At 59.4% G+C, this 19,706-nt stretch carries 21 protein-coding genes; 8 read left to right on the top strand and 13 right to left on the bottom strand.

What is annotated here, in order from left to right; genetic code table 11:
• Positions 1-2: 2 nt before the first annotated feature.
• Both AC07OT_RS12730 and AC07OT_RS12725 read right to left on the bottom strand, forming a co-directional pair.
• Positions 3-230 carry a type II toxin-antitoxin system RelE/ParE family toxin gene (locus AC07OT_RS12730; RefSeq protein WP_495108277.1) on the bottom strand — a complete coding sequence of 76 codons (228 nt, stop codon included), beginning with the start codon at positions 228-230 and terminating at the stop codon, positions 3-5.
• 76 nt (positions 231-306) lie between these two features.
• Complete coding sequence (locus tag AC07OT_RS12725; protein ID WP_495108218.1) at positions 307-1,059, bottom strand: metallophosphoesterase; 753 nt, start codon at positions 1,057-1,059, stop codon at positions 307-309.
• A 196-nt stretch (positions 1,060-1,255) separates the two neighbouring features.
• Here AC07OT_RS12725 and AC07OT_RS12720 point away from each other — a divergent pair, with 196 nt between their 5' ends.
• The gene (locus AC07OT_RS12720; RefSeq protein ID WP_495108217.1) at positions 1,256-1,477 is read left to right on the top strand and encodes a hypothetical protein; all 222 of its coding nucleotides are present in this window, start codon (positions 1,256-1,258) and stop codon (positions 1,475-1,477) included.
• A gap of 98 nt (positions 1,478-1,575) precedes the next feature.
• Here AC07OT_RS12720 and AC07OT_RS12715 read toward each other — a convergent pair whose 3' ends face one another.
• A complete protein-coding gene (locus AC07OT_RS12715; RefSeq protein ID WP_065939319.1) occupies positions 1,576-2,763 on the bottom strand; it encodes an MFS transporter in 1,188 nt (395 codons plus the stop codon).
• A gap of 479 nt (positions 2,764-3,242) precedes the next feature.
• Between AC07OT_RS12715 and mqo the strand changes: the two genes are divergently transcribed.
• Positions 3,243-4,889 (top strand): malate dehydrogenase (quinone), encoded by a 1,647-nt coding sequence (mqo, locus tag AC07OT_RS12710; protein WP_495108216.1) that lies wholly within the window; start codon positions 3,243-3,245, stop codon positions 4,887-4,889.
• Positions 4,890-4,976: 87 nt separating this feature from the next.
• Here the strand turns inward: mqo and AC07OT_RS12705 are convergent, their stop codons facing one another.
• Positions 4,977-5,642 carry an NADPH-dependent F420 reductase gene (locus AC07OT_RS12705; RefSeq protein ID WP_495108215.1) on the bottom strand — a complete coding sequence of 222 codons (666 nt, stop codon included), beginning with the start codon at positions 5,640-5,642 and terminating at the stop codon, positions 4,977-4,979.
• A gap of 99 nt (positions 5,643-5,741) precedes the next feature.
• Here AC07OT_RS12705 and AC07OT_RS12700 point away from each other — a divergent pair, with 99 nt between their 5' ends.
• Both AC07OT_RS12700 and AC07OT_RS12695 read left to right on the top strand, forming a co-directional pair.
• Positions 5,742-6,638 (top strand): LysR family transcriptional regulator, encoded by an 897-nt coding sequence (locus tag AC07OT_RS12700; protein ID WP_495108214.1) that lies wholly within the window; start codon positions 5,742-5,744, stop codon positions 6,636-6,638.
• A 131-nt stretch (positions 6,639-6,769) separates the two neighbouring features.
• On the top strand, positions 6,770-7,099 hold the full coding sequence (locus tag AC07OT_RS12695) for a YXWGXW repeat-containing protein (RefSeq protein WP_053132380.1): 330 nt from the start codon (positions 6,770-6,772) through the stop codon (positions 7,097-7,099).
• A gap of 7 nt (positions 7,100-7,106) precedes the next feature.
• Here AC07OT_RS12695 and AC07OT_RS12690 read toward each other — a convergent pair whose 3' ends face one another.
• From AC07OT_RS12690 to AC07OT_RS12670, 5 genes are all read right to left on the bottom strand, one after another.
• Positions 7,107-7,478 (bottom strand): hypothetical protein, encoded by a 372-nt coding sequence (locus tag AC07OT_RS12690; RefSeq protein ID WP_495108213.1) that lies wholly within the window; start codon positions 7,476-7,478, stop codon positions 7,107-7,109.
• Between the two features lie 69 nt (positions 7,479-7,547).
• Positions 7,548-7,943: a type II toxin-antitoxin system VapC family toxin gene (locus AC07OT_RS12685; protein WP_253493731.1), complete on the bottom strand. Its 396-nt coding sequence runs from the start codon at positions 7,941-7,943 to the stop codon at positions 7,548-7,550.
• Positions 7,940-8,197 carry an AbrB/MazE/SpoVT family DNA-binding domain-containing protein gene (locus tag AC07OT_RS12680; RefSeq protein ID WP_495108276.1) on the bottom strand — a complete coding sequence of 86 codons (258 nt, stop codon included), beginning with the start codon at positions 8,195-8,197 and terminating at the stop codon, positions 7,940-7,942. Before AC07OT_RS12680 ends, AC07OT_RS12685 begins: the two co-directional genes overlap by 4 nt.
• A 207-nt stretch (positions 8,198-8,404) precedes the next feature.
• Positions 8,405-9,778: a nucleotide 5'-monophosphate nucleosidase PpnN gene (gene ppnN, locus AC07OT_RS12675; RefSeq protein WP_027604203.1), complete on the bottom strand. Its 1,374-nt coding sequence runs from the start codon at positions 9,776-9,778 to the stop codon at positions 8,405-8,407.
• A 148-nt stretch (positions 9,779-9,926) separates the two neighbouring features.
• A complete protein-coding gene (locus AC07OT_RS12670; RefSeq protein ID WP_495108212.1) occupies positions 9,927-10,751 on the bottom strand; it encodes an aspartyl/asparaginyl beta-hydroxylase domain-containing protein in 825 nt (274 codons plus the stop codon).
• A 308-nt stretch (positions 10,752-11,059) separates the two neighbouring features.
• On the opposite strand from AC07OT_RS12670, the gene fabV reads away from it, so the two are divergent.
• The gene (gene fabV, locus AC07OT_RS12665) at positions 11,060-12,256 is read left to right on the top strand and encodes an enoyl-ACP reductase FabV (protein WP_495108211.1); all 1,197 of its coding nucleotides are present in this window, start codon (positions 11,060-11,062) and stop codon (positions 12,254-12,256) included.
• Positions 12,257-12,318: 62 nt separating this feature from the next.
• Here fabV and AC07OT_RS12660 read toward each other — a convergent pair whose 3' ends face one another.
• Entirely contained in the window at positions 12,319-13,488 is a 1,170-nt protein-coding gene (locus AC07OT_RS12660) for an anthrax toxin-like adenylyl cyclase domain-containing protein (protein WP_495108210.1), read from the bottom strand.
• A gap of 304 nt (positions 13,489-13,792) precedes the next feature.
• Between AC07OT_RS12660 and AC07OT_RS12655 the strand changes: the two genes are divergently transcribed.
• A complete protein-coding gene (locus AC07OT_RS12655) occupies positions 13,793-14,416 on the top strand; it encodes an HAD family hydrolase (protein ID WP_495108209.1) in 624 nt (207 codons plus the stop codon).
• Here AC07OT_RS12655 and AC07OT_RS12650 read toward each other — a convergent pair.
• Entirely contained in the window at positions 14,413-15,318 is a 906-nt protein-coding gene (locus AC07OT_RS12650; RefSeq protein WP_495108208.1) for a LysR family transcriptional regulator, read from the bottom strand. The genes AC07OT_RS12655 and AC07OT_RS12650 overlap by 4 nt on opposite strands.
• A 103-nt stretch (positions 15,319-15,421) precedes the next feature.
• Here AC07OT_RS12650 and AC07OT_RS12645 point away from each other — a divergent pair, with 103 nt between their 5' ends.
• Positions 15,422-16,591 (top strand): aspartate aminotransferase family protein, encoded by a 1,170-nt coding sequence (locus AC07OT_RS12645; protein WP_495108207.1) that lies wholly within the window; start codon positions 15,422-15,424, stop codon positions 16,589-16,591.
• Here AC07OT_RS12645 and punR read toward each other — a convergent pair.
• Positions 16,580-17,500, bottom strand: a complete 921-nt coding sequence (gene punR, locus AC07OT_RS12640; RefSeq protein ID WP_027604197.1) for a DNA-binding transcriptional activator PunR — start codon at positions 17,498-17,500, stop codon at positions 16,580-16,582. The two genes, AC07OT_RS12645 and punR, sit on opposite strands and share 12 nt — an antisense overlap.
• A gap of 122 nt (positions 17,501-17,622) precedes the next feature.
• Between punR and punC the strand changes: the two genes are divergently transcribed.
• Positions 17,623-18,807, top strand: a complete 1,185-nt coding sequence (gene punC / locus AC07OT_RS12635; protein ID WP_495108206.1) for a purine nucleoside transporter PunC — start codon at positions 17,623-17,625, stop codon at positions 18,805-18,807.
• Here the strand turns inward: punC and AC07OT_RS12630 are convergent.
• Positions 18,804-19,637 carry a nucleoside-binding protein gene (locus tag AC07OT_RS12630; RefSeq protein WP_495108205.1) on the bottom strand — a complete coding sequence of 278 codons (834 nt, stop codon included), beginning with the start codon at positions 19,635-19,637 and terminating at the stop codon, positions 18,804-18,806. The genes punC and AC07OT_RS12630 overlap by 4 nt on opposite strands.
• Between the last annotated feature and the right edge of the window lie 69 nt (positions 19,638-19,706).

Genomic DNA, 19,706 nt, shown 5'->3' with positions numbered 1-19,706 from the left:
ATTCACCACTTCGAGCGTGGACGTTGCCGTGTGTGAAATATGCCGAGGATTTGCAGACGATCTCCGTGAACCCGATACGGGATCAGGTAGGACCAGTTGGGTACTGCCCATTCACGGGTGTGTTTGACCCGGCCTTCACGACCCATGGTAGGGAACAGAGCCAGTTTGTCGATGCTGGCGAAAATGGCATCGGAGAAGTCATCAGCAGCCTTTGGATTTTCAAGGGCAATGTAATTGGCTTCGTCTTACCCCAAGAAGGCGGCAACCTGACCCCCCGCATAATAATGCTTGTTCAGGTTCAAGTAGTTACTGCGCTCCGACGCCGAGGGAATCATGCAATGACTGCATGCTTACATGGCTAATCTCTCCACTCTCTACCTCTATCAGACTCAATGCACCGTCCGGAAAAGAACAACCGGTATCGATATAAACGACATTGCCCAATGCATGTACACGGGGGACTGTTGAGTGGCCCACATATAACTTATCCAGGCCTGTGATCAATGCCTGGTTTTGCTGCTCTATTTTTTCCCTGGCATAAAGTGCGGTTTTCAACGCTTGTTGTTGGGTGGTTTCTCCACGCATCCCGCTGATAGCGTCTTTGGCGTCTTGCCAACTATGGGTGGCACATGAAAGAAACGCCTCAGCATGGACAATGCCGATTCTCCGGCCATCCGATAAGTCAATTTCAATCATTACTGGGAGTGTTTGTAGTACGTTGTAGATCTCTTTCTGGACGCTGGGCGACAGTTTGTAAAGCCACGCTCCGCCGTTTCGTGTGTGCCTGTTGATGTCGCCATGACCAGAAAGGCAATCAAGAAGCATCTGTTCGTGGTTACCGCGGACGCCGTAAAACCAGGGTTCGCTGAGCCACTTCAATACATCAATAGAGTCAGGGCCTCTATCAATAAGGTCGCCCACACAAAACAAGCGATCCTGTTGGGTGTTGAAGTCTACTTTTTCCATGAGTGACGTGAGTAGCTTGAAGTGCCCGTGAATATCACCCACCACGAAGTCGCGGCCCTTTGAGTTGGATTCAAATACTTCGATGGTGTACATGTTCAGGGCTTCGATGGGGTGGGCACGGGTGAACTATATCATTGCCAACGTCTGCGAAAACCTGGCATTACCCTCAAATCAGGCAACCTGAACCCTCCCTGTCACCCAGCAAAGTTTCATCATTCCCTTCGCCGTTGAGGTCTACGATCTTGCTCAAGAGAGGACCCTTGCGCCTCCAGTCCACAGGGAACTGAAAATGATCTCGAACCTCGTCAAAGTCGTGATGATTGCTGGCTCGTTGCTGTTGGGCGCTTGTTCTTCGGGGGCGTCCGGTGTGAGCAGGGACCCTTGCTTTTCAGGCGGATGCCAGGCGTTTGGGGACCACAGCCCCAGCAAGGCCGCGAAGATGAATTTTGGCGGCAGTGGGCTGGGGAGTAGTTATGGGGAGTACGGGTCGGGTTTGTTGCATGATGATTGATGGGGTGGTGGGTCAGCCATTGGTGTGTTGACTGACCCACAGCGATCGGGGGCAAGCCCCTCCCATATTCGATCTGTAAGGGGGCAACATTGTGGGTGTCAGTGGCCGCCCTTCATGCGGCGGGCGATCAGGTAGATACCCAGGCCGACCAGTGCCGTCGCCGCGCCGATGTAGCCGGTGCTGGTCCAGCCAAACCCGGCCGTAATCGCCATGCCGCCAAACCATGGCCCCAGCGCATTGGCCAGGTTGAACGCCGCATGGTTGGACGCTGCTGCAAGGCTCGGTGCTTCGTGGGCGATGTCCATCAGGCGGATCTGCAGCGGCGCGGCCAACGACACCATGGTGCCGACCAGGCCCATGCTCAGCAACACGCCCCATAGCGAGGACGCCGCGAGGGGGAAGAACAGCAACACGGCGATCGACCACACCAGAATCCAACCCACTGCACGAAACTGCAGGCGATCAAACAGCTTGCCGCCGGCGATGTTGCCGATAATCCCGCCCACGCCAAACGCTGCCAGACCAAATGGAATCCACTGCGGCGATACCTTGGTCACTTCCAGCATGGTCGGCGCCAGGTAGCTGAACACGCAGAACATTCCGGCAAAGCCAATGGCGCCAATGGACAGCGCCATCCACACCTGGGGTTTGGTGAAGGCGCGCAGTTCCTTGCGTGGGTCGCTGCGTTGTTCGTCATGGCGATGGGGCACGAATTGCCAGACCAGGGCGATGGTGCACAGGGCGATCACGCTCACCAGCGCGAACGCTGAGCGCCAGCCCAGGTGCTGGCCGAGGAAGGTGGCGATGGGGTTGCCCAGCAGCATGGCCAGGGTCAGGCCCATCATTACCCGCGCCACGGCGCCGGCGCGTTTGTCGTTGGGCACCATGCTCGAGGCGACAACGGCAGCAATGCCGAAGTAGGCGCCGTGGGGCAGGCCGCTGATAAAGCGGAACGCCACTAACGAGCCGAAGGTCGGGGTGAACGCAGTGGCGAGGTTGCCCAGGGCATACAGGCCCATCAGCAACAGCAACATATGTTTGCGCAGCAGCTTGGCGCCGAGGATGGCCAGCAGTGGGGCGCCGACCATCACACCGAGGGCGTAGGCGCTGATGGCGTGGCCGACCTGGGGTTCGCTTAAACCCAGGTTTTGCGCGATGTCGGGCATCAGGCCCATGATGGCGAATTCGCCGGTACCGATCGCGAAGGCGCCCACGGCCATGGCAGCTTCCATTTTGGCGGCGCTGCGCGCGGGCAGTACGTGCCCGGGAGTTTGGTGGATAGACATGGATCGCTCTGTATTGAAGGGGTACGAGGGAAAACCGTCGATGCTACGCAAGCAGCGACGAAGGAGTCTAGAACAGCCTTTTGCCTGAGAGTTCCTGCCCTGTGACCTCAGGTCGCGTTTGCCACACTTGACACTCGCGCGTTAAAACCGGCGATTTAGAGTTGTCAATTGGCCAAACGACGCATAAACGCCGTGTGGCGTGATATTCTGCGCGCCGTCTTGGTCTGGTCTTTCCCGGTACGTACACCCGTATACGTCCCGGCGTTTGGCTGTCGCCCAGGTAGCTGAAGCCAATAATGATAAGAAGTCAGCGCAGAAGGGACATAAAAGTGAGGTCGATACGTCGGCCTTGTGTGCCCACCCTGCGGTCCCCGAGTGAATGTGTAAACCCCGCGGTGCGTTGCCTGGCGCAGCGTGATTGAGGGTTGCCCATGATCAGGGGCGGTGGGGCGGATGGCGTTTTATCATAGGTGCTACTGATGTTTAAAAAAGTAAACACTGCCCTGCTGGGGCTGGCTTTGTCGATGGGGATCACGTCCGTTCACGCGGAAGAGGCAAAGAAAGTCGATGTGCTGCTGATCGGCGGCGGCATCATGAGTGCAACCCTGGGTGTCTGGCTCAACGAGCTGGAACCGGGCTGGTCGATGGAAATGGTCGAGCGCCTCGATGGCGTCGCCGAAGAAAGCTCCAACGGCTGGAACAACGCAGGTACCGGTCACTCGGCCCTGGCTGAGTTGAACTACACCCCGGAAGACAAGAACGGCAACGTTGAGATCCCGAAAGCGATCGAGATCAACGAAGCGTTCCAGATCTCCCGTCAGTTCTGGTCCTGGCAGGTCCAGCAGGGCGTGCTGAAGAACCCGCGTTCGTTCATCAACTCCACGCCGCACATGAGCTTTGTGTGGGGCGATGACAACATCAAGTTCCTCAAGAAGCGCTACGAAGCCCTGCAAGCGAGCCCGCTGTTCGCCGGCATGCAGTACTCCGAAGACCCGGCGCAGATCGCCAAATGGGTTCCGCTGATGATGGAAGGGCGTGACCCGAACCAGAAAATCGCGGCCACCTGGAGCCCGCTGGGTACCGACATGAACTTCGGCGAGATCACCCGCCAGTTCGTCGCTCACCTGCAAACCACGCCTAAGTTCGACCTGAAACTGTCGAGCGAAGTGCAGGACATCACCAAGAACGCCGACGGTTCGTGGCGTGTCAGCTACAAAAACCTGAAAGACGGCACCAAGACTGAAACCGACGCCAAGTTCGTGTTCATCGGCGCCGGTGGCGGTGCACTGCACCTGCTGCAAAAGTCGGGCATTCCTGAAGCCAAGGAATACGCCGGCTTCCCGGTCGGCGGCTCGTTCCTGGTGACCGATAACCCAACCGTCGCCGAGCAGCACCTGGCCAAGGCCTACGGCAAGGCTTCGGTTGGCGCGCCACCGATGTCGGTTCCGCATCTGGACACCCGCGTGCTGGATGGTAAGCGCGTGATTCTGTTTGGCCCATTCGCGACCTTCTCGACCAAGTTCCTGAAAGAAGGCTCGTACCTGGACCTGCTGACCAGCACCACCACCCACAACATCTGGCCAATGACCAAAGTCGGTATTCGTGAATACCCACTGGTCGAGTACCTCGCCGGCCAACTGATGCTGTCGGATGACGACCGCTTCAAGGCGCTGCAGGAGTACTTCCCGAACGCCAAGCAATCCGACTGGCGCCTGTGGCAGGCCGGTCAGCGCGTGCAGATCATCAAGCGTGACGAAGAGCAGGGCGGTGTCCTGAAACTCGGTACCGAAGTGGTCAGCTCCGCCGACAACACCATTGCAGGCCTGTTGGGTGCATCGCCAGGCGCGTCCACCGCTGCTCCGATCATGCTGACCGTGCTGCAGAAAGTGTTCAAGGACAAGGTTGCGACCCCTGAGTGGCAGGCAAAACTGCACCAGATCGTACCGAGCTACGGCACCAAGCTGAACGACAGTCCTGAGGCTGTTGCCAAGGAATGGGCCTACACCGCCAATATCCTGCAACTGCCTACACCGCCTGCGATTCCACAACAGGCTGCTCCTACCGCCACCGAGGCTGCCAAGCCTGCGGCTGAGCCGAGCAAGCCGGCGTCTGACCTGGCGCTGTAAGCCGCTGGGGAGGTCCTGGGTCAGGACCTTGCCGGTAACAAAAAGCCCGCTGAACCGGTAACGGCCAGCGGGCTTTTTTGTGCGTGTCTAACGGCGGGTCCGTTCGACAGGCGGTAATTCAACCGTACGCTCGGCGGCGGCCAGCGCTGCCTTCAAGCCATCCTGGTCCAGCGGGACACAATAGGCCGGCTTGCCGCGTTCCAGCCGCCAGCTGTCATCCAGGCTGCCGGCATCCACGGCGTCGAACCCCAGTTCGTCGAGTAACGTGATGACGCGTGCCTTCGCTGCGGCGTCATCCGCTGCCACCGGCAACGCCCGGCGGTCGGGGGCACCGTGGGGGCGGGCGTCCTGCGTCAGGTCGGGAGCGAAGATCGCGTTGAACACTTTGACTACATGTGAATGGGGCAAATGCTCGGCGAGCAACCGGCTGGTGGTGGTTTCGAAGCGATCCAGTACCGGTATATGGCCGTCGCGGTTCGGGTAGTAATTATTCGCGTCCATCACGGTCTTGCCCTCCAGCCATTGCGCCGGGACGCTGCGGTAATGCTCCAGGGGGATCGCCACGAGCACCAAATCGCCGAATTTGGCGGCGTCGTCGGCACTGCCCACCTGTACGCCGAGTATGCCGCTCACGACGCTGCTCATGGTGTGGGGGCCACGGGAGTTGCTCAACATCACTTCGTGCCCGGCCGCCAGCGCCAGTTGGGCCACGGCGCGCCCGATAAAGCCTGCTCCAATAACACCAATTTTCATGGTCTTGCTCCGATGCATGGGGGGAGCGGTTATGATGATTGGCAACCCATTGGCGATAAATTGTCGTTTTGGCGTGGATGTTGTTACTGGGAGTAGGGAATGATGGATCGCCTGTCGAGCATGAATGCTTTTGTGATGGCTGCAGAGTTGGGCTCGTACGCGAGGGCTGCCGAGCGCTTGGGGATGTCGCCGCAGATGGTGGCCAAACATGTCACCGCGCTGGAGCAGCGTCTGGGCGCTCGCTTGCTTAACCGCACCACACGAAGGCAAAGCCTGACGGAGTTGGGGGGCGCGTACTACGAGCGTTGCAAACATATCCTGGTAGAAGCCGAGGCTGCCGATTCATTGGCGCAGATCATGAACGACACGCCGCGCGGCAAGCTGAAAATCACCGCGCCCGTCACCTTCGGCTCCTACAGCCTGATGCCGTTGATTACCGGGTTCCTGCGCGACAACCCGGATGTGGAAATCGACCTGCACCTGACCGACCGTTTCGTGGACCTGGTGGAGGAGGGCTATGAAGCCGCTTTTCGTATCGGCCCCCTGGCGACCACCGGTCTGACAGCCAGGCCACTGGCACCTTACCGCCTAGTGGTCTGCGCGTCGCCGGAGTACCTGGCGGCACGTGGTACCCCACAGGCCCCGGCGGACCTTGAGCGTCATGAATGCCTCGGCTACGCCTTCTGGTCGCGGCCGGCGGATCGCGAGTGGGTGTTCTACCAGGCTTCGACGCCTTACAAGGTGCAGGTTGCCAGTCGCTTGCAGATCAATGAAAGCAGGGCCTTGATGTCCGCCGCGCTGGATGGTTTTGGCATCGTGCTCGGTCCGGAAGACTTCTTGCGCCGGGCATTGGCCAGGGGCGAATTGGTGAGAGTGCTGCCGGACTTTGAAGCGCCGAGCCGGCCGATGCACCTTGTCTACACGGCGAACCGCCAGCGTACGGCCAAGCTGAGACGCTTCGTCGAAGCGGTGTTGGGACGCTTCGGTCACCCTTGATGCGTGCTGCTTCAGCAATCCGACAGACACAACCTGTTAAAAAAGTACCCAGGCCTGAGCAGGAGCACGGCTGAAACACGGGGGCATTTTTACCGGTGCAGGTGTTGGGCGATAACGCCTGAGGGGGTTGTATGTTGTTACGTTACGCGGCATTAGCGGCGGTTGTGGTCGCGGCGTCCGGGTGTGTGCAGGAGCGCGTGGTGCATGAGCGCCGGCCTGTACAACGTGAATATGTCGAGGTGGTCGCGCCACAACCGCCGCCGGCCCAGGTCATCGAAGTCGAGCCTGCCGTACGTGAAGGTTACATATGGTCACGTGGTTACTGGCGCTGGGAGGGCGGGCGCTACGTTGCCGTACACGGCCATTGGGAGCCGGTGCGCGAAGGCTATCGTTATGTGCATCCGCATTGGGTGCAGCGCAATGACGGCTACCACTGGCAGGTGGGTGGCTGGGTTCGTTGAACCCCGACTAGGAGGGCTTCTTTGTACCCAGGAGCCGTACTTCCCGCAGCAGCGCGGCACCGAGTTGATCGGTGCCCAGTTCCTTGTATCCCACGGCCTTGACCTCTCCGTTCTCTTCGGCCTGGATGATGATCACCGGTGTCTCTTTGCCGCTGGTTTCGTCGATGTGAAAAGCGTATTGGGGAATATCCACCTTGATCGGCGTACCTGCGGCCTTGCCTTGCACATTGATCAGGAACGCTGCGCAGCCGGTGTCGACATCCACACTAGTGGCAGAACGCCCGCTGACGAAGCAGCTCTTTGGCAGGTCGGGCCAGATGATCTCGGCCAGTGCGAGGGGCGGCGTCAGGGCCAGGGCAGCAAGAAGAAGCGTGCGCACGTGGGGCGTTCTCTCGTTCAGGGATTAGCGACTTTTACCAAAGCCTGCCCCTTGCCGCAATGTTGCCGCTCAGCCCAGACGCTTCATACCCGCTGCCTTGGCCGCACCGAGGTCAAAGGTAGCGGTGTATTCGCAGCCGGCGGCGTGGGCGCTGCGCTCTATCAGGCAATCGGCAAAATCGGCGTTGTTGGCCGTGAACCGTCGAAGCGCCTGCCAGATGACCTCGGCATGTTCGACGGTCAATTCACGGGTGCGCAGCAGTGTTTCCAGAACGACGACAATGTCATTTTTGGCACATTGGTAGCAGCTCTGTAATACCCATACCAGCTCCACCACGGACACCAGGCTGACAAACCCTGGCGAAAGCGTGGTGAGGGATTCGATCAATTCGCACGCCTTGGGGGATTGAACGGGATCATCCTGGGTGACGTAGCGCACCAGCACATTGGTATCCAGCCCGATCATCCAGCCTTCGCTCCCTGTGCTGCGATAGCGTGGTTCATGTCGTCAATGGACACGGCCCTGGCAGGCTTCCGGATCAGCCCCTTGAGATCATGGACAGTCTTGCTCGCTGCAATGATGGAAAACCTGCCATCTTCCGTTTCGACGAACTCGACGCGGTCGCCTGTTTCCAGGCCAAGTGCGGTCCTGACTTGGACGGGGATGGTGATTTGCCCTTTTGAGGTAAGTGTGGCGGTCGCCATGGTAAAGATCTCCAGCATGATGCTCCTTACCTTAAGGTAAGGAGTGATGGAGGACAATATCCGTTGGTCCATAGGTCGCTCTTCAGGTGGAGGATGAGTCGGGGTCATGAAAACCTAGTCCGAACTCAGCCCTCCCGCACGCTTACCCATGCTGCAAAGAAATACAAACTATGACCGACCGCCAGTAAAGCCTGGCGGCTGTAAGCAAATTACCTGACGAGCTCACTGCACTACGCGATAACACGGCACATACGCCGCGCCACCCGGCAACTTCATGCGATGCTGGGCAACGAACGCCTGCAACAGCTCATCCAGTGGCTTCATGATGGCCGGGTCGCCGTGGATCTCGTACGGGCCATGTTCTTCGATCAGGCGAATGCCCTTGTCCTTCACGTTACCCGCCACGATCCCCGAAAACGCACGGCGCAGGTTGGCTGCCAGTTCATGGGGCGGCAGTGCGTGGCTCAGTTGCAGGCTGGCCATGTTTTCGTGGGTCGGGTCGAACGGGCGCTGGAAGCCTTCGTCGATCTTCAGCAGCCAGTTGAAGTGAAACGCGTCGTTGCGCTCACGGCGGAACTGCTTCACCGCCTTGAGGCCGGCTGTCATCTGGCGGGCCACTTCGGCCGGGTCGTCGATGATGATCTGGTAGTGTGCCTGCGCGGCTTCGCCGAGGGTGGCGCCGACGAAGGCATGCAACTGTTGCAGGTACGGCGCGGCTTGTTTCGGCCCGGTGAGAATGACCGGGAAGGGCACGTCGCGGTTGTCCGGGTGCATCAGGATGCCCAGCAGGTACAGGAACTCTTCGGCCGTACCGGCGCCGCCGGGGAAGATGATGATGCCGTGGCCCACGCGCACGAAGGCTTCAAGGCGTTTTTCGATGTCCGGCAGGATCACCAGTTCGTTGACGATGGGGTTCGGCGCTTCGGCGGCGATGATGCCCGGCTCGGTCAGGCCCAGGTAGCGCCCGCCGGTAATGCGTTGCTTGGCGTGGGAAATGGTCGCGCCCTTCATCGGGCCTTTCATCACGCCTGGGCCGCAACCGGTGCACACGTCGAGGCTGCGCAGGCCGAGTTCGTGGCCGACTTTCTTGGTGTATTTGTACTCTTCGGTATTGATCGAATGCCCGCCCCAGCACACCACGATCTTCGGTTCCACGCCGGGACGCAGCGTGCGGGCATTGCGCAGCAGGTGGAACACGTAGTCGGTAATGCCCTGGGAGTTGCTCAGGTCGATACGCTGGCTGTCCAGCTCGTTCTCGGTGTAGACGATGTCGCGCAGGGCGCTGAACAGCATTTCGCGGGTGCTGGCGATCATTTCGCCATCGACGAACGCATCGGCGGGGGCGTTCAACAGCTCCAGGCGCACGCCACGGTCCTGCTGGTGGATGCGCACTTCAAAGTTTTTGTAGGCGTCGAGGATGGTCTTGGCGTTATCGATATGGGCGCCGGTGTTGAGGATCGCGAGGGCGCACTGGCGAAACAGGGTGTAGATGCTGCCGGTACCGGCTTCGCTCAGTTGCTGGACTTCACGTTGGGACAGGGTTTCGAGGCTGCCCTTGGGGCTGACGGAGGCATTGATGACTTGGCGTTGGGGCATTCTGATTCCTTGAAAAACGCAGCCACCGCACCTGTCGAGGTGCGATGACGTGAGAATGGTGGGCGCAGGTTAAGGCGCACGAGCCGGATATTTACCTCAGGCGCAGGGCTGAGCGCAAATACCGTCCAACACCATCATGCCGCAGAACTTACTCAATCAGCTTCCAGTTTTTGTAGAAAACCCGACGCAGGGTAAAGACCAGCCCGGCAAATCCCGCGATGACGGCGTTAAGTACCGACGGCAGCGGCGTCGGCCGTACGATGTCGATGAACAGGCAGTAGCGCTTGGCGTCGTTCTTGTTGAAGGACGCATGCATCAGCGTGTCATCAAAGATAAACAACGGGTCGTCATGCCAGTAGTGCTTGTGCTTGCCGACCTGGATGTACACGCCATCGTGATGGGGCGCCGGTGCCATGTTGTAGAGCACGCGGAACATCATGCGCAGGGGGCCGAAGTGAAAGGACGTCGAGCGGTTCTCGTTGAACACCGACACGCCGATGGTTTTCACGAACGGCAGTTTTTTGCGCAGTTCAGGAATATCCAGCCTGGTTTCGATCGGTCGCCCGTACCACTGGAAGAACAACATGCCGCGCTTCTTCTCGGCCATGCGTTCATCGAGGTAACCGATGATTTCATCCTTGTGGGCCATGGCGTCATCAAGCACCTGTTGCAGGTCTGTGCGCCAGGCCGGTGGCAGGTCGCCCATCGTGTAGACGTGACGGTTACGCGTGCTCAGCAGGTCGAACAGGGTGTTGAACGGCGCCAGCAGCCAAGTGTTGCGACCGCTGCCGATAAAGTATTTCTTGAAGGTCGGCTTGTCATACAGGCCGTTTCGCAGGAAGTCGTAAACGCCGCACACCAGTACCAGGCAGAGGAACACCAGCGTGGTTTCGGGGAACACATCGATAATCAGCAACACGCCGAGTACCCAGGCGACTGATACCGCTTTCTTACGCAAAGCAGACTTGTTCATGCAACTCAGCTCCAGAAGGACGCCATTCGACAGATCCGGATCCGTGGCCGCGAGTGGTGGGTTTTGAAACATAATGAAACATCTTCGTCATGATAAGGCGTCCAGCAGCGGATTGGCGTTTTAAATAGTGCGAAATTGTGAACGCTCGACACAGCCTTTAACCCTGATGGGCTTGTGTGGATTGGATTTTGTAAACAGAAGATTTGCGACTATCGTGACGCTTCGGTTTTTCGGACGTCATAGACCGGTACGATTGAAGTTGAATGGCCACCATTGGCCTTCGGCACCTTGGAAGAGGCAGAAATTTTATGATCATCAAACCGCGGGTTCGTGGCTTTATCTGTGTGACCGCTCACCCTGTTGGCTGTGAAGCGAACGTCAAGGAACAGATCGACTACGTAACTGAGCACGGCGCCATCAAAGACGGCCCGAAGAAGGTGCTGGTCCTGGGCGCTTCCACCGGCTACGGCCTGGCCGCGCGCATCAGTGCTGCGTTTGGCTGCGGCGCCGACACCCTGGGCGTGTTTTTTGAGAAAGAAGGCGAAGAAGGCAAGCTGAGCTCCGCCGGCTGGTACAACAGCGCTGCGTTCGAGAAGTTTGCCGTTGAAAAAGGCCTGTACGCCAAGAGCATCAATGGCGACGCGTTTTCCGACGAGATCAAGCGCCTGACCATCGAAACCATCAAGAAAGACCTGGGCAAGATCGACCTGGTCGTCTACAGCCTGGCCGCGCCACGCCGCACCGATCCCAAGACCGGTGAAGTCTACAACTCCACCCTCAAGCCAATCGGCAAGGCTGTGACCCTGCGCGGTATCAATACCGACAAAGGCGTGGTGGTCGATACCACCCTTGAGCCTGCGACCCAGGAAGAAATCGACGGCACCGTCAATGTCATGGGTGGCGCCGACTGGCAACTGTGGATCGACGCCCTGCGTGACGCCGACGTACTGGCCGAAGGTGCCAAGACCACCGCGTTCACCTACCTCGGTGAGAAGCTGACCCAGGACATCTACTGGAACGGCTCCATCGGCGAAGCCAAGAAAGACTTGGACAAGAAAGTCCTGACCCTGCGCGACAACCTCGCTGCACTGAAGGGCGATGCCCGCGTATCGGTACTCAAGGCGGTGGTCACCCAGGCCAGCTCCGCGATCCCGATCATGCCGCTGTACTTGTCGTTGCTGTTCAAAGTGATGAAAGAGCAGGGCACCCACGAAGGCTGCATCGAGCAGGTCTACGGCCTGTTCAAGGACAGCCTGTACGGCAGCGAACCGAAGCTTGACGCCGATGGTCGCTTGCGTGCCGACCTGGCCGAACTGGAGCCCAAGGTACAGGACGCCGTAGCGGCACTGTGGGATCAGGTCACCGACGAGAACGTCAACGAGATCAGTGATTTCGCCGGTTACAAGGCAGAGTTCCTGCGCTTGTTCGGCTTTGAAGTCGATGGCGTGGACTACGAGGCTGACGTCAATCCGACCGTGAAGATCAACGGCTTGGTCCAGGCGTAAATGATGTGACTGATAGCGGCCTGATCATCGGATTATCAGGCCGCTGTCTTCGCTGTCATGATTCAGGCAAGGCGATTTTTTGCCTGGGTGAAGGCAGACCGTCTCACGTTGGTCACTTCTTTCTCCCACAGGGGATTCAGCGGCACGTGATAACCGCTGTCCTTGGCGGTCTTGATCAGTTCTGCCATTTCCCTGCTGTTGTGGATGATGCTGATTGCATCGAATCGACCCAGTTTTGCCGGTAGGAAAAACGTCGCCGGGTAATTGGCGGCCACTTCCGTGACCGGGTTGGCCGAGTCCGCACTGTGATGAACCACTCTCTCGCCCTCGCCGACCAATTTTTGATTGATCAGCCCTATGATCTGCTCTATCCGTGGTGTTGCGTTGCCAAGGTGGGGATCTGCTTTCCGGTAGAAATGGCCGGGGCTGTCGAAGTCTGCGCGTAGCACCTCAGGAACTTGCTTATAGCGTTCAACTCGACCCTTGAAGACACTGTGGGCCACATCCGGTACGGGGAGTTTGTCCTGGGGGCCGACGTCGCTGATATGGGGCGCGATCAGGTGCAGGTCGTAATCGGCAGTCAACGGTTTGCCTGCTGCCTGCTTGGCCAGTACTTCAAGGGGCTTGCCCTGATGGGTAATGAAGTAGCTGTCGCTTGAAGGTGACGTGCGATGGCCTTCGAATGTATAGGTTTGCTGACTGGGCCCGCGGGCGCTTAATTGCAATGTGCCGTCAGCACCTTGAACGGCCAGTTGGGTTATGTGTCCCAGCTTGACCAATACATCAAGGCGTTGGCTTGACAGCTTCAGGGGCGTTGCAACGGCATGGCCTTCCTGGATGCACGCCTCGATTTGCTCATTGGCCTTGGCCACTTTGGCCGGTGTTTTTCCGGCAACTTGTTCAAGTTTGCTGAACGCCTGGTCTGTACAGATCAGACCTGCCTGAGGCCCCCAGTTGGCGCTCTTGCCTTTGATATGGAAGTCCTTGGTGGGATGCCCGGCTTCTATCAGGCCTGTTGCGACGGGCTCGACCGGGCGTATGCCTATGATGGAGTTGGTGGTCAGTGCGATGTCTTGTAAGGGGGCAAGATGGCTTGGCACGATGCCTGTTTCGTCCTTGACCCGATCGACCAGCACTGCTGTGGGAGTATTTGCGCCTTGGGCCAGGTAGTTTTGCAGCGCAGCAAGGCTGTAGGCGGAAGGGGAGGTCACTGAAGAGGTCACGCTTGTCATTGAAGTTTCTCCAAGTCATATCTACAGCGAAATTCGATGATTCCCTTCAGGCGCCAGCTCCTTGAGTTGTACGCCCGAGATTAAAGTGAGGGCATCTTCAAACGGGAGGAACAAGTGTGACCATCTATGTGAGATAGAATCCGTGCATTAAAGCTAAAGGCTTGTATTCACAAGGGACGCTGCTGGTTCTCAGCGCAAGTCTTGTTTGAATCTCAGAACAATCCTACTCGTGCTTACTTGCTGCCAGGGGCCGGGTACATGCCAAACTGTCCTGACTCTGGCGTTGCACAAAAGGGAGGAGCCCATGAAGATCCGCGCAGTAGTATTTGACTTTGGCGGTGTACTGTTCGACTGGAGCCCGCAGCATCTGTACCGCAAACTGATTGCCGACGATCAAGAGCGGCAATGGTTCCTCGATAACATCTGTACCCAGGCCTGGAACACCGAGCAGGATGCGGGGCGGCCGCTGGCCGAAGCCACGCAGGTCCTGATCGATCAATACCCCGACCATGAACCCTTGATCACGGCTTATTACGGCCGGTGGCACGAAATGCTGCGTGGCCCGTTGCCTGAAGGCGTGGCGATTCTCAACGCGCTGCATCAGGCCAACATGCCACTGTTTGGGCTCACAAACTGGTCGGCCGAGACCTTTCCCTATGCGCTCGCCAATTACCCTTTCCTTCGCAAATTTCGCAACATCGTGGTGTCTGGCGAGTTGAAGCTGATCAAGCCTGACGCGGCGATCTACCACGCCAGCCTCAGCCAGGTACGGGTGTACCTGCCGGATATCCAGCCGGGGGAAGTGGTGTTTATCGATGATGTCGCCGGCAATATCGAAGCGGCCGTCGCCCTCGGCTGGCAAGGCATTCACCATGTATCTGCCGAGCAGACGGCCGCGCGATTGCGCGAGTTGGGCGTGGGCTTCTAGCGCGCCCACTTTTCCATGGCGAAATCCACAAAGGCGCGCAGCTTCGGCAAGCGATAACGGTCCTGGCCGTACAGTAAATGCATGGGCCGGCTGGGCAGTTGATAGGTGGTCAGCAAGGCCACCAGCTTGCCGGTTTGCAGGTCGGGCTGCACCAGGGCATCCGGCAGCATGACGATCCCCATGCCTTGCACGGCGGCCTGGCGCAAGGCCTGGGAGCTATTGATGGTCAGCGAGCCGGACACCGGGATTTCCACTTCGCCTTCTGCGCCGGTCATGCGCCACAGCTTGTCGGCGTTGCGCCAGTCATCGGTGGAAGGGTAGGCGAACGCCAGGCAGTCGTGCTGTTGCAGGTCCTCGGGCGTCCGGGGTGTACCACGTCGCGCCAGGTAGTCCGGTGAGGCGCACAGGGTGATGGTGTAGTCCTGCATCGGTCGGGCGATCAGGCTTGAGAGTTCCAGCTCGCCCAGGCGGATAGCCACGTCAAAGCCGCTGTCGACCATGTCCATGCGCTGGTTGCTGAGCACCACGTACAGCTTGATCAGCGGGTAGCGCTGGGAAAACTCGCTCAGGGCCGGCGACAGGCGTTCAGTGCCGAACGCCGGTGGCGCGGTGATGCGTAGTGTGCCTTTGGGGACGTCGCCGTGGGCCTGTTCGGCCCATTGCTCGGAGTCGGCCACCAGCCCGAGTACTTCCAGGCAACGCTGGTAATACTGGCCGCCGAACTCCGTGAGGCTCTGTTTGCGGGTAGTGCGCTTGAGCAGGCTGACGCCCAGGCGTTGTTCGAGGGCGCGCAAGTGGTTGCCGACCATGGTAGTCGACATCCCGCAGGCGTGGGCGGCGGCGGTCATGCTGCCGCTCTCCACCACTTTCACGTACACCGACATCGCTTGGAACAGGTCCATTATCAAGTCCTGGTTTAAAGTCATTGCAGGAAGGCGCAGTTTATCCAGCTGGGATGGCTAACGATACTGCTGCTATCTCAACGATGCACTGGAGTCCGCCACCATGACCGCCGCCTGCCTGATGACCACCTATCAACCCCTGGCCCTGAGCTTCACCCGAGGCCTCGGCACGCGCCTGTGGGACCAGCAGGGGCGCGAATACCTGGACGCAGTGGCGGGGGTGGCGGTGACCAACGTCGGGCATTCCCACCCGAAACTGGTAACGGCCATCAGCGAGCAGGCCGGCCTGTTGTTGCACACCTCCAACCTCTACAGCATCGACTGGCAACAACGCTTGGCCCAGCGCCTGACCCGGCTGTCCGGCCTGGACCGTGCCTTTTTCAATAATTCCGGCGCCGAAGCCAACGAGACGGCGCTGAAACTGGCGCGGTTGCATGGCTGGAAAAAAGGCATCGAAGAGCCCTTGGTGGTGGTGATGGAGAATGCCTTTCATGGCCGTACGCTGGGCACCATGGCGGCGAGCGATGGCCCCTCGGTGCGCTTGGGTTTCCAACGTTTGCCGGGGGATTTTCTCAAGGTCAGGTTTGGTGATCTGGCGGCGATCGAGGCAATCACCCAGACGTTTGGCACACGGATCGCGGCGGTCTTGCTGGAGCCCATCCAGGGCGAAAGTGGTGTACTGCCCGCGCCGACGGGTTACCTGCAAGCCCTGCGTGACCATTGCACACGGCACGGCTGGCTGATGATGCTCGATGAAATCCAGACCGGCATCGGCCGCACCGGCGCCTGGTTTGCCTTCCAGCATGAAGGCATTGTTCCGGATGTGATGACCCTGGCCAAAGGCCTCGGCAATGGCGTGCCCATCGGTGCGTGCTTGGCCAGGGCTGCGGTAGCCGCACTTTTCACGCCCGGCAGTCATGGCAGCACCTTCGGGGGCAACCCGCTGGCGTGCCGAGTGGGCTGCACGGTGTTGGACATTATCGAGGAGCAAGGCTTGTTGCAGAACGCTGCACAGCAGGGTGAGCGCTTGCTGGCGCGGTTACGCATGGAATTGGAAGAGCATCCGCAGGTGCTGGCGATTCGGGGGCAGGGCCTGATGATCGGTGTTGAGTTGGCCAGCCCCTATCGCGACCTGGCGCAGCGCGCTGCCCAGGAGCATGGGCTGCTGATCAACGTGACGCGGGGCAAGGTCATTCGCCTGCTGCCGCCGTTGACCCTGGATGCCAAGGAGGTGGAGATGATCGTGCGGGCCATCACTCGGCTATTGAACTAGGTCCTTTCCGTTAAGCCACTCCTGGTTCATCGTCTCGGTATCCCCCAGGTATTCCAGCAACCACGCCATGGCCGGGGACAGTTTGCTCTGTGCCCAGGCCACGCACGAGGGGCTGGCCGGGAAAGGGCGCGTCAGTTGCAGCGCCACCAATTCACCGCGTTCGATCCAGGGCAATACCTGATGCGCCGGTGCCATGCCGACGCACAGGCCATCGCGCAGGCAATCGATGGCGGAGGCCCAGTTCGGGACTACCAACCGGCGTTGGTTATCCAGGGTCCAGGTGTCGCGCTTGGGTAGGTTGCGCGAGGTGTCGGTCATGCACAGCGAGGCGAAGGGGCGCAGTTGGTCGTCATTGAGCAACCCGTCCACGGCCGCCAACGGGTGCCGGGCGCTGACCACGCACAGCCAATTCAATAAGCCCATATCGCGAAAAGTAAAGTGACTGGCCACCGGCACGGCGCTGGTGGCACCGATGACAATATCGGTGCGCTCATCCGCCAGCGCATCCCACACACCGTTGTACACCTCGTATTCCAGCAGCAATTCCACCTCGGGAAACTGTCGATAGAAATCCAGCACCAACTGTCGGCAGCGCTGGGGTTTGACGATGGAATCCACGGCCACCTTCAACTGGCCACTCCAGCCATTGGCCACCTGCTGGCACAGGCGCCGTGTGCCGAGCATTTTTTTCATTACCCCGCGGGCCTCGTCGATAAACAGACGGCCGGCGGGTGTCAGTTCCACATCACGATGCCGGCGCACAAACAGCGGCACCGCGAGCCACTCTTCAAGTTGACGTACGGTGTAACTGATGGCTGACGGCACGCGGTGCAATTCCTGGGCGGCGGCGCTGAAGCTGCCATGGCGCGCTACCGCATCGACGACATCCAGGGAGTATTCGGACCACATGAGGGTTACCTTCAAAATTATTGATAACAGCAGCCAATTATTATCGCTTCACACAAAAACTGTCAGCTTCATAATGGGCAGCAGTCAGCAAATAGTTTGATGGCAGAATTAACAAGGCTTCAATGAAAAATTCTTTAGGTTTCACCTGGTATTTGGCGGGGCTGAGCATGCTCGGTTACCTCGCCATGGACATGTATTTGCCGGCATTCGGCGCCATGGGCGAGCAGTTGCAGATTGGTGCGGGCGCTGTGGGCGCCAGCCTGAGTATCTTCCTCGCGGGTTTTGCCGTGGGGCAGTTGCTGTGGGGGCCGTTGTCCGACCGCCTGGGGCGCAAGCCGATCCTACTCGCAGGCTTGAGCCTGTTTGTGGTGGGCTGCGCGGGAATGTTTTGGGTCGAGACAGCGCCGCAGTTGCTGGCCTTGCGCTTTATGCAGGCGATTGGCGTGTGTTCTGCGGCCGTGAGCTGGCAGGCGCTGGTGATCGACCGTTACCCGGCCGACAAGGCCCACCGTGTGTTCGCCAGCATCATGCCGTTGATGTCGTTGTCACCGGCCCTGGCGCCGCTGCTGGGCGCGATGGTGCTGAACCACTTCGGTTGGCAGGCCATCTTCGGTGTATTGCTGGGGGGGTCGTTGCTGTTGCTGCTGCCGACGTTGTGCCTGCGCCGTGTACCGAAACCTCAGACGCGGGAAGACGAACCTTCGCGCCTTGGCTATTGGCAGTTGCTCACCTCCCGGGTGTTTACCGGCAATGTGATGATCTTCGCTGCCTGCTCGGCCAGTTTCTTCGCCTGGCTGACCGCTTCACCCTTCATCCTCGGCGACATGGGCTATAGCCCGAATGACATCGGCCTGAGCTACGTGCTGCCGACATTGGCGTTTCTGGTGGGTGGCTACAGTTGCCGTAGCGCTTTGCAGCGTTTCCAGGGCAAGACGCTGTTGCCGTGGTTGCTGCTGGCCTATTGCATCAGCATGGTGGCGCTGTACCTGGTCGCCACCTTGACCGTGCCGACGCTCACCACCTTGCTGATTCCGTTCTGCCTGATGGCGCTGGTCAACGGCGCCAGCTACCCGATCGTGGTGGCGAATGCGCTGATGCCGTTTGCAGAACATTCCGGCAAGGCGGCGGCACTGCAAAACACCCTGCAATTGGGTCTGTGCTTTCTCAGCAGCCTGTTGGTGTCGTCGATGATCGAACAGCCGTTGCTGATTACTGTGATGGTGATGCTGGCGACCGCGCCCTTGGCCGTCTTGGGCTATTGGCTGGCGCGGCCGAAAGCAGACAAGTCGGAACTGGCCGCCGCCTAGAACGTCACTTCCATGTTCACCGTCGGCGTTGACGTACGGCTGCCCCGGCCGCCGTCCACGCCGAACTTGTTATGCCAGTACTCGTAACCCACCCCGAGGTACAGGTTCGGCTTCACGCTCCTGCCCGGTCGCACCGCGACCATCAGCGCGCTGCGCATCAGGGTTTCCGGTGCCGTGTCACGGCCATGGTAGTCCGCGCCTTTTTCCCCGACGTAGTTCACAAAGCCCTGGAATTTCGCCGCATGGTTGGCGATCTCGAAAGGGCGCATCCACGTCAGGTTGAGCATGTAGGTGTCGTCAAACGTGTGGTTCGACTCACGTGCACCGGGGATGCCGGTGTGGTTGCGCTCCTTGTAGTACAGAAGGCTCAGGTCCAGCACGCCCACGGTGTTGAACTTCAAGGTCGGGCCGATCACCAGTGCGCGTTTTTTCGCCGACGCGAAGTTGTTGTTGCGGTTCGCATCAAAGCCCAGGGTCAACGCGTAATCCTTGACCAGCCCGGTGCCCAGGGGCACATCCAGCACCCGTGACGCATACAACTGATGCCGGTACACCGCGTACACCTCGCTGCCGCCGTGGTCGGTGCCCTTGCGCGGGTCGCGGCTGTCGGACAGGAACACGTCCAGGTTCAGGAAGTTGCTGCCATACCGGTAGCCGCTGGCGTGGGTAACGCTGTAGATGCGCTTGCTGAATTCGTCGGGGTTATTCGGATTGGTGAACTGCTGGCCGTAGCGAAAACCTACGCTGTTGTTCATCCATTCCACCGCGACGGCCTCCCCGCCGCCGAGGAGGGTGAGTGCAACGGTGGCTCCCTGTAATGCCTTTTTCATTGTTCTAGTGTCCTTTGGCGTTCTGGCTCATCACGGCCGGGTTGTTTTTGTAACGCCGATGGAGCGTAT

The organism is Pseudomonas sp. GW821-FHT09C10, from assembly GCF_059418085.1.
This window is presented reverse-complemented; position numbering and strand designations above follow the sequence as displayed.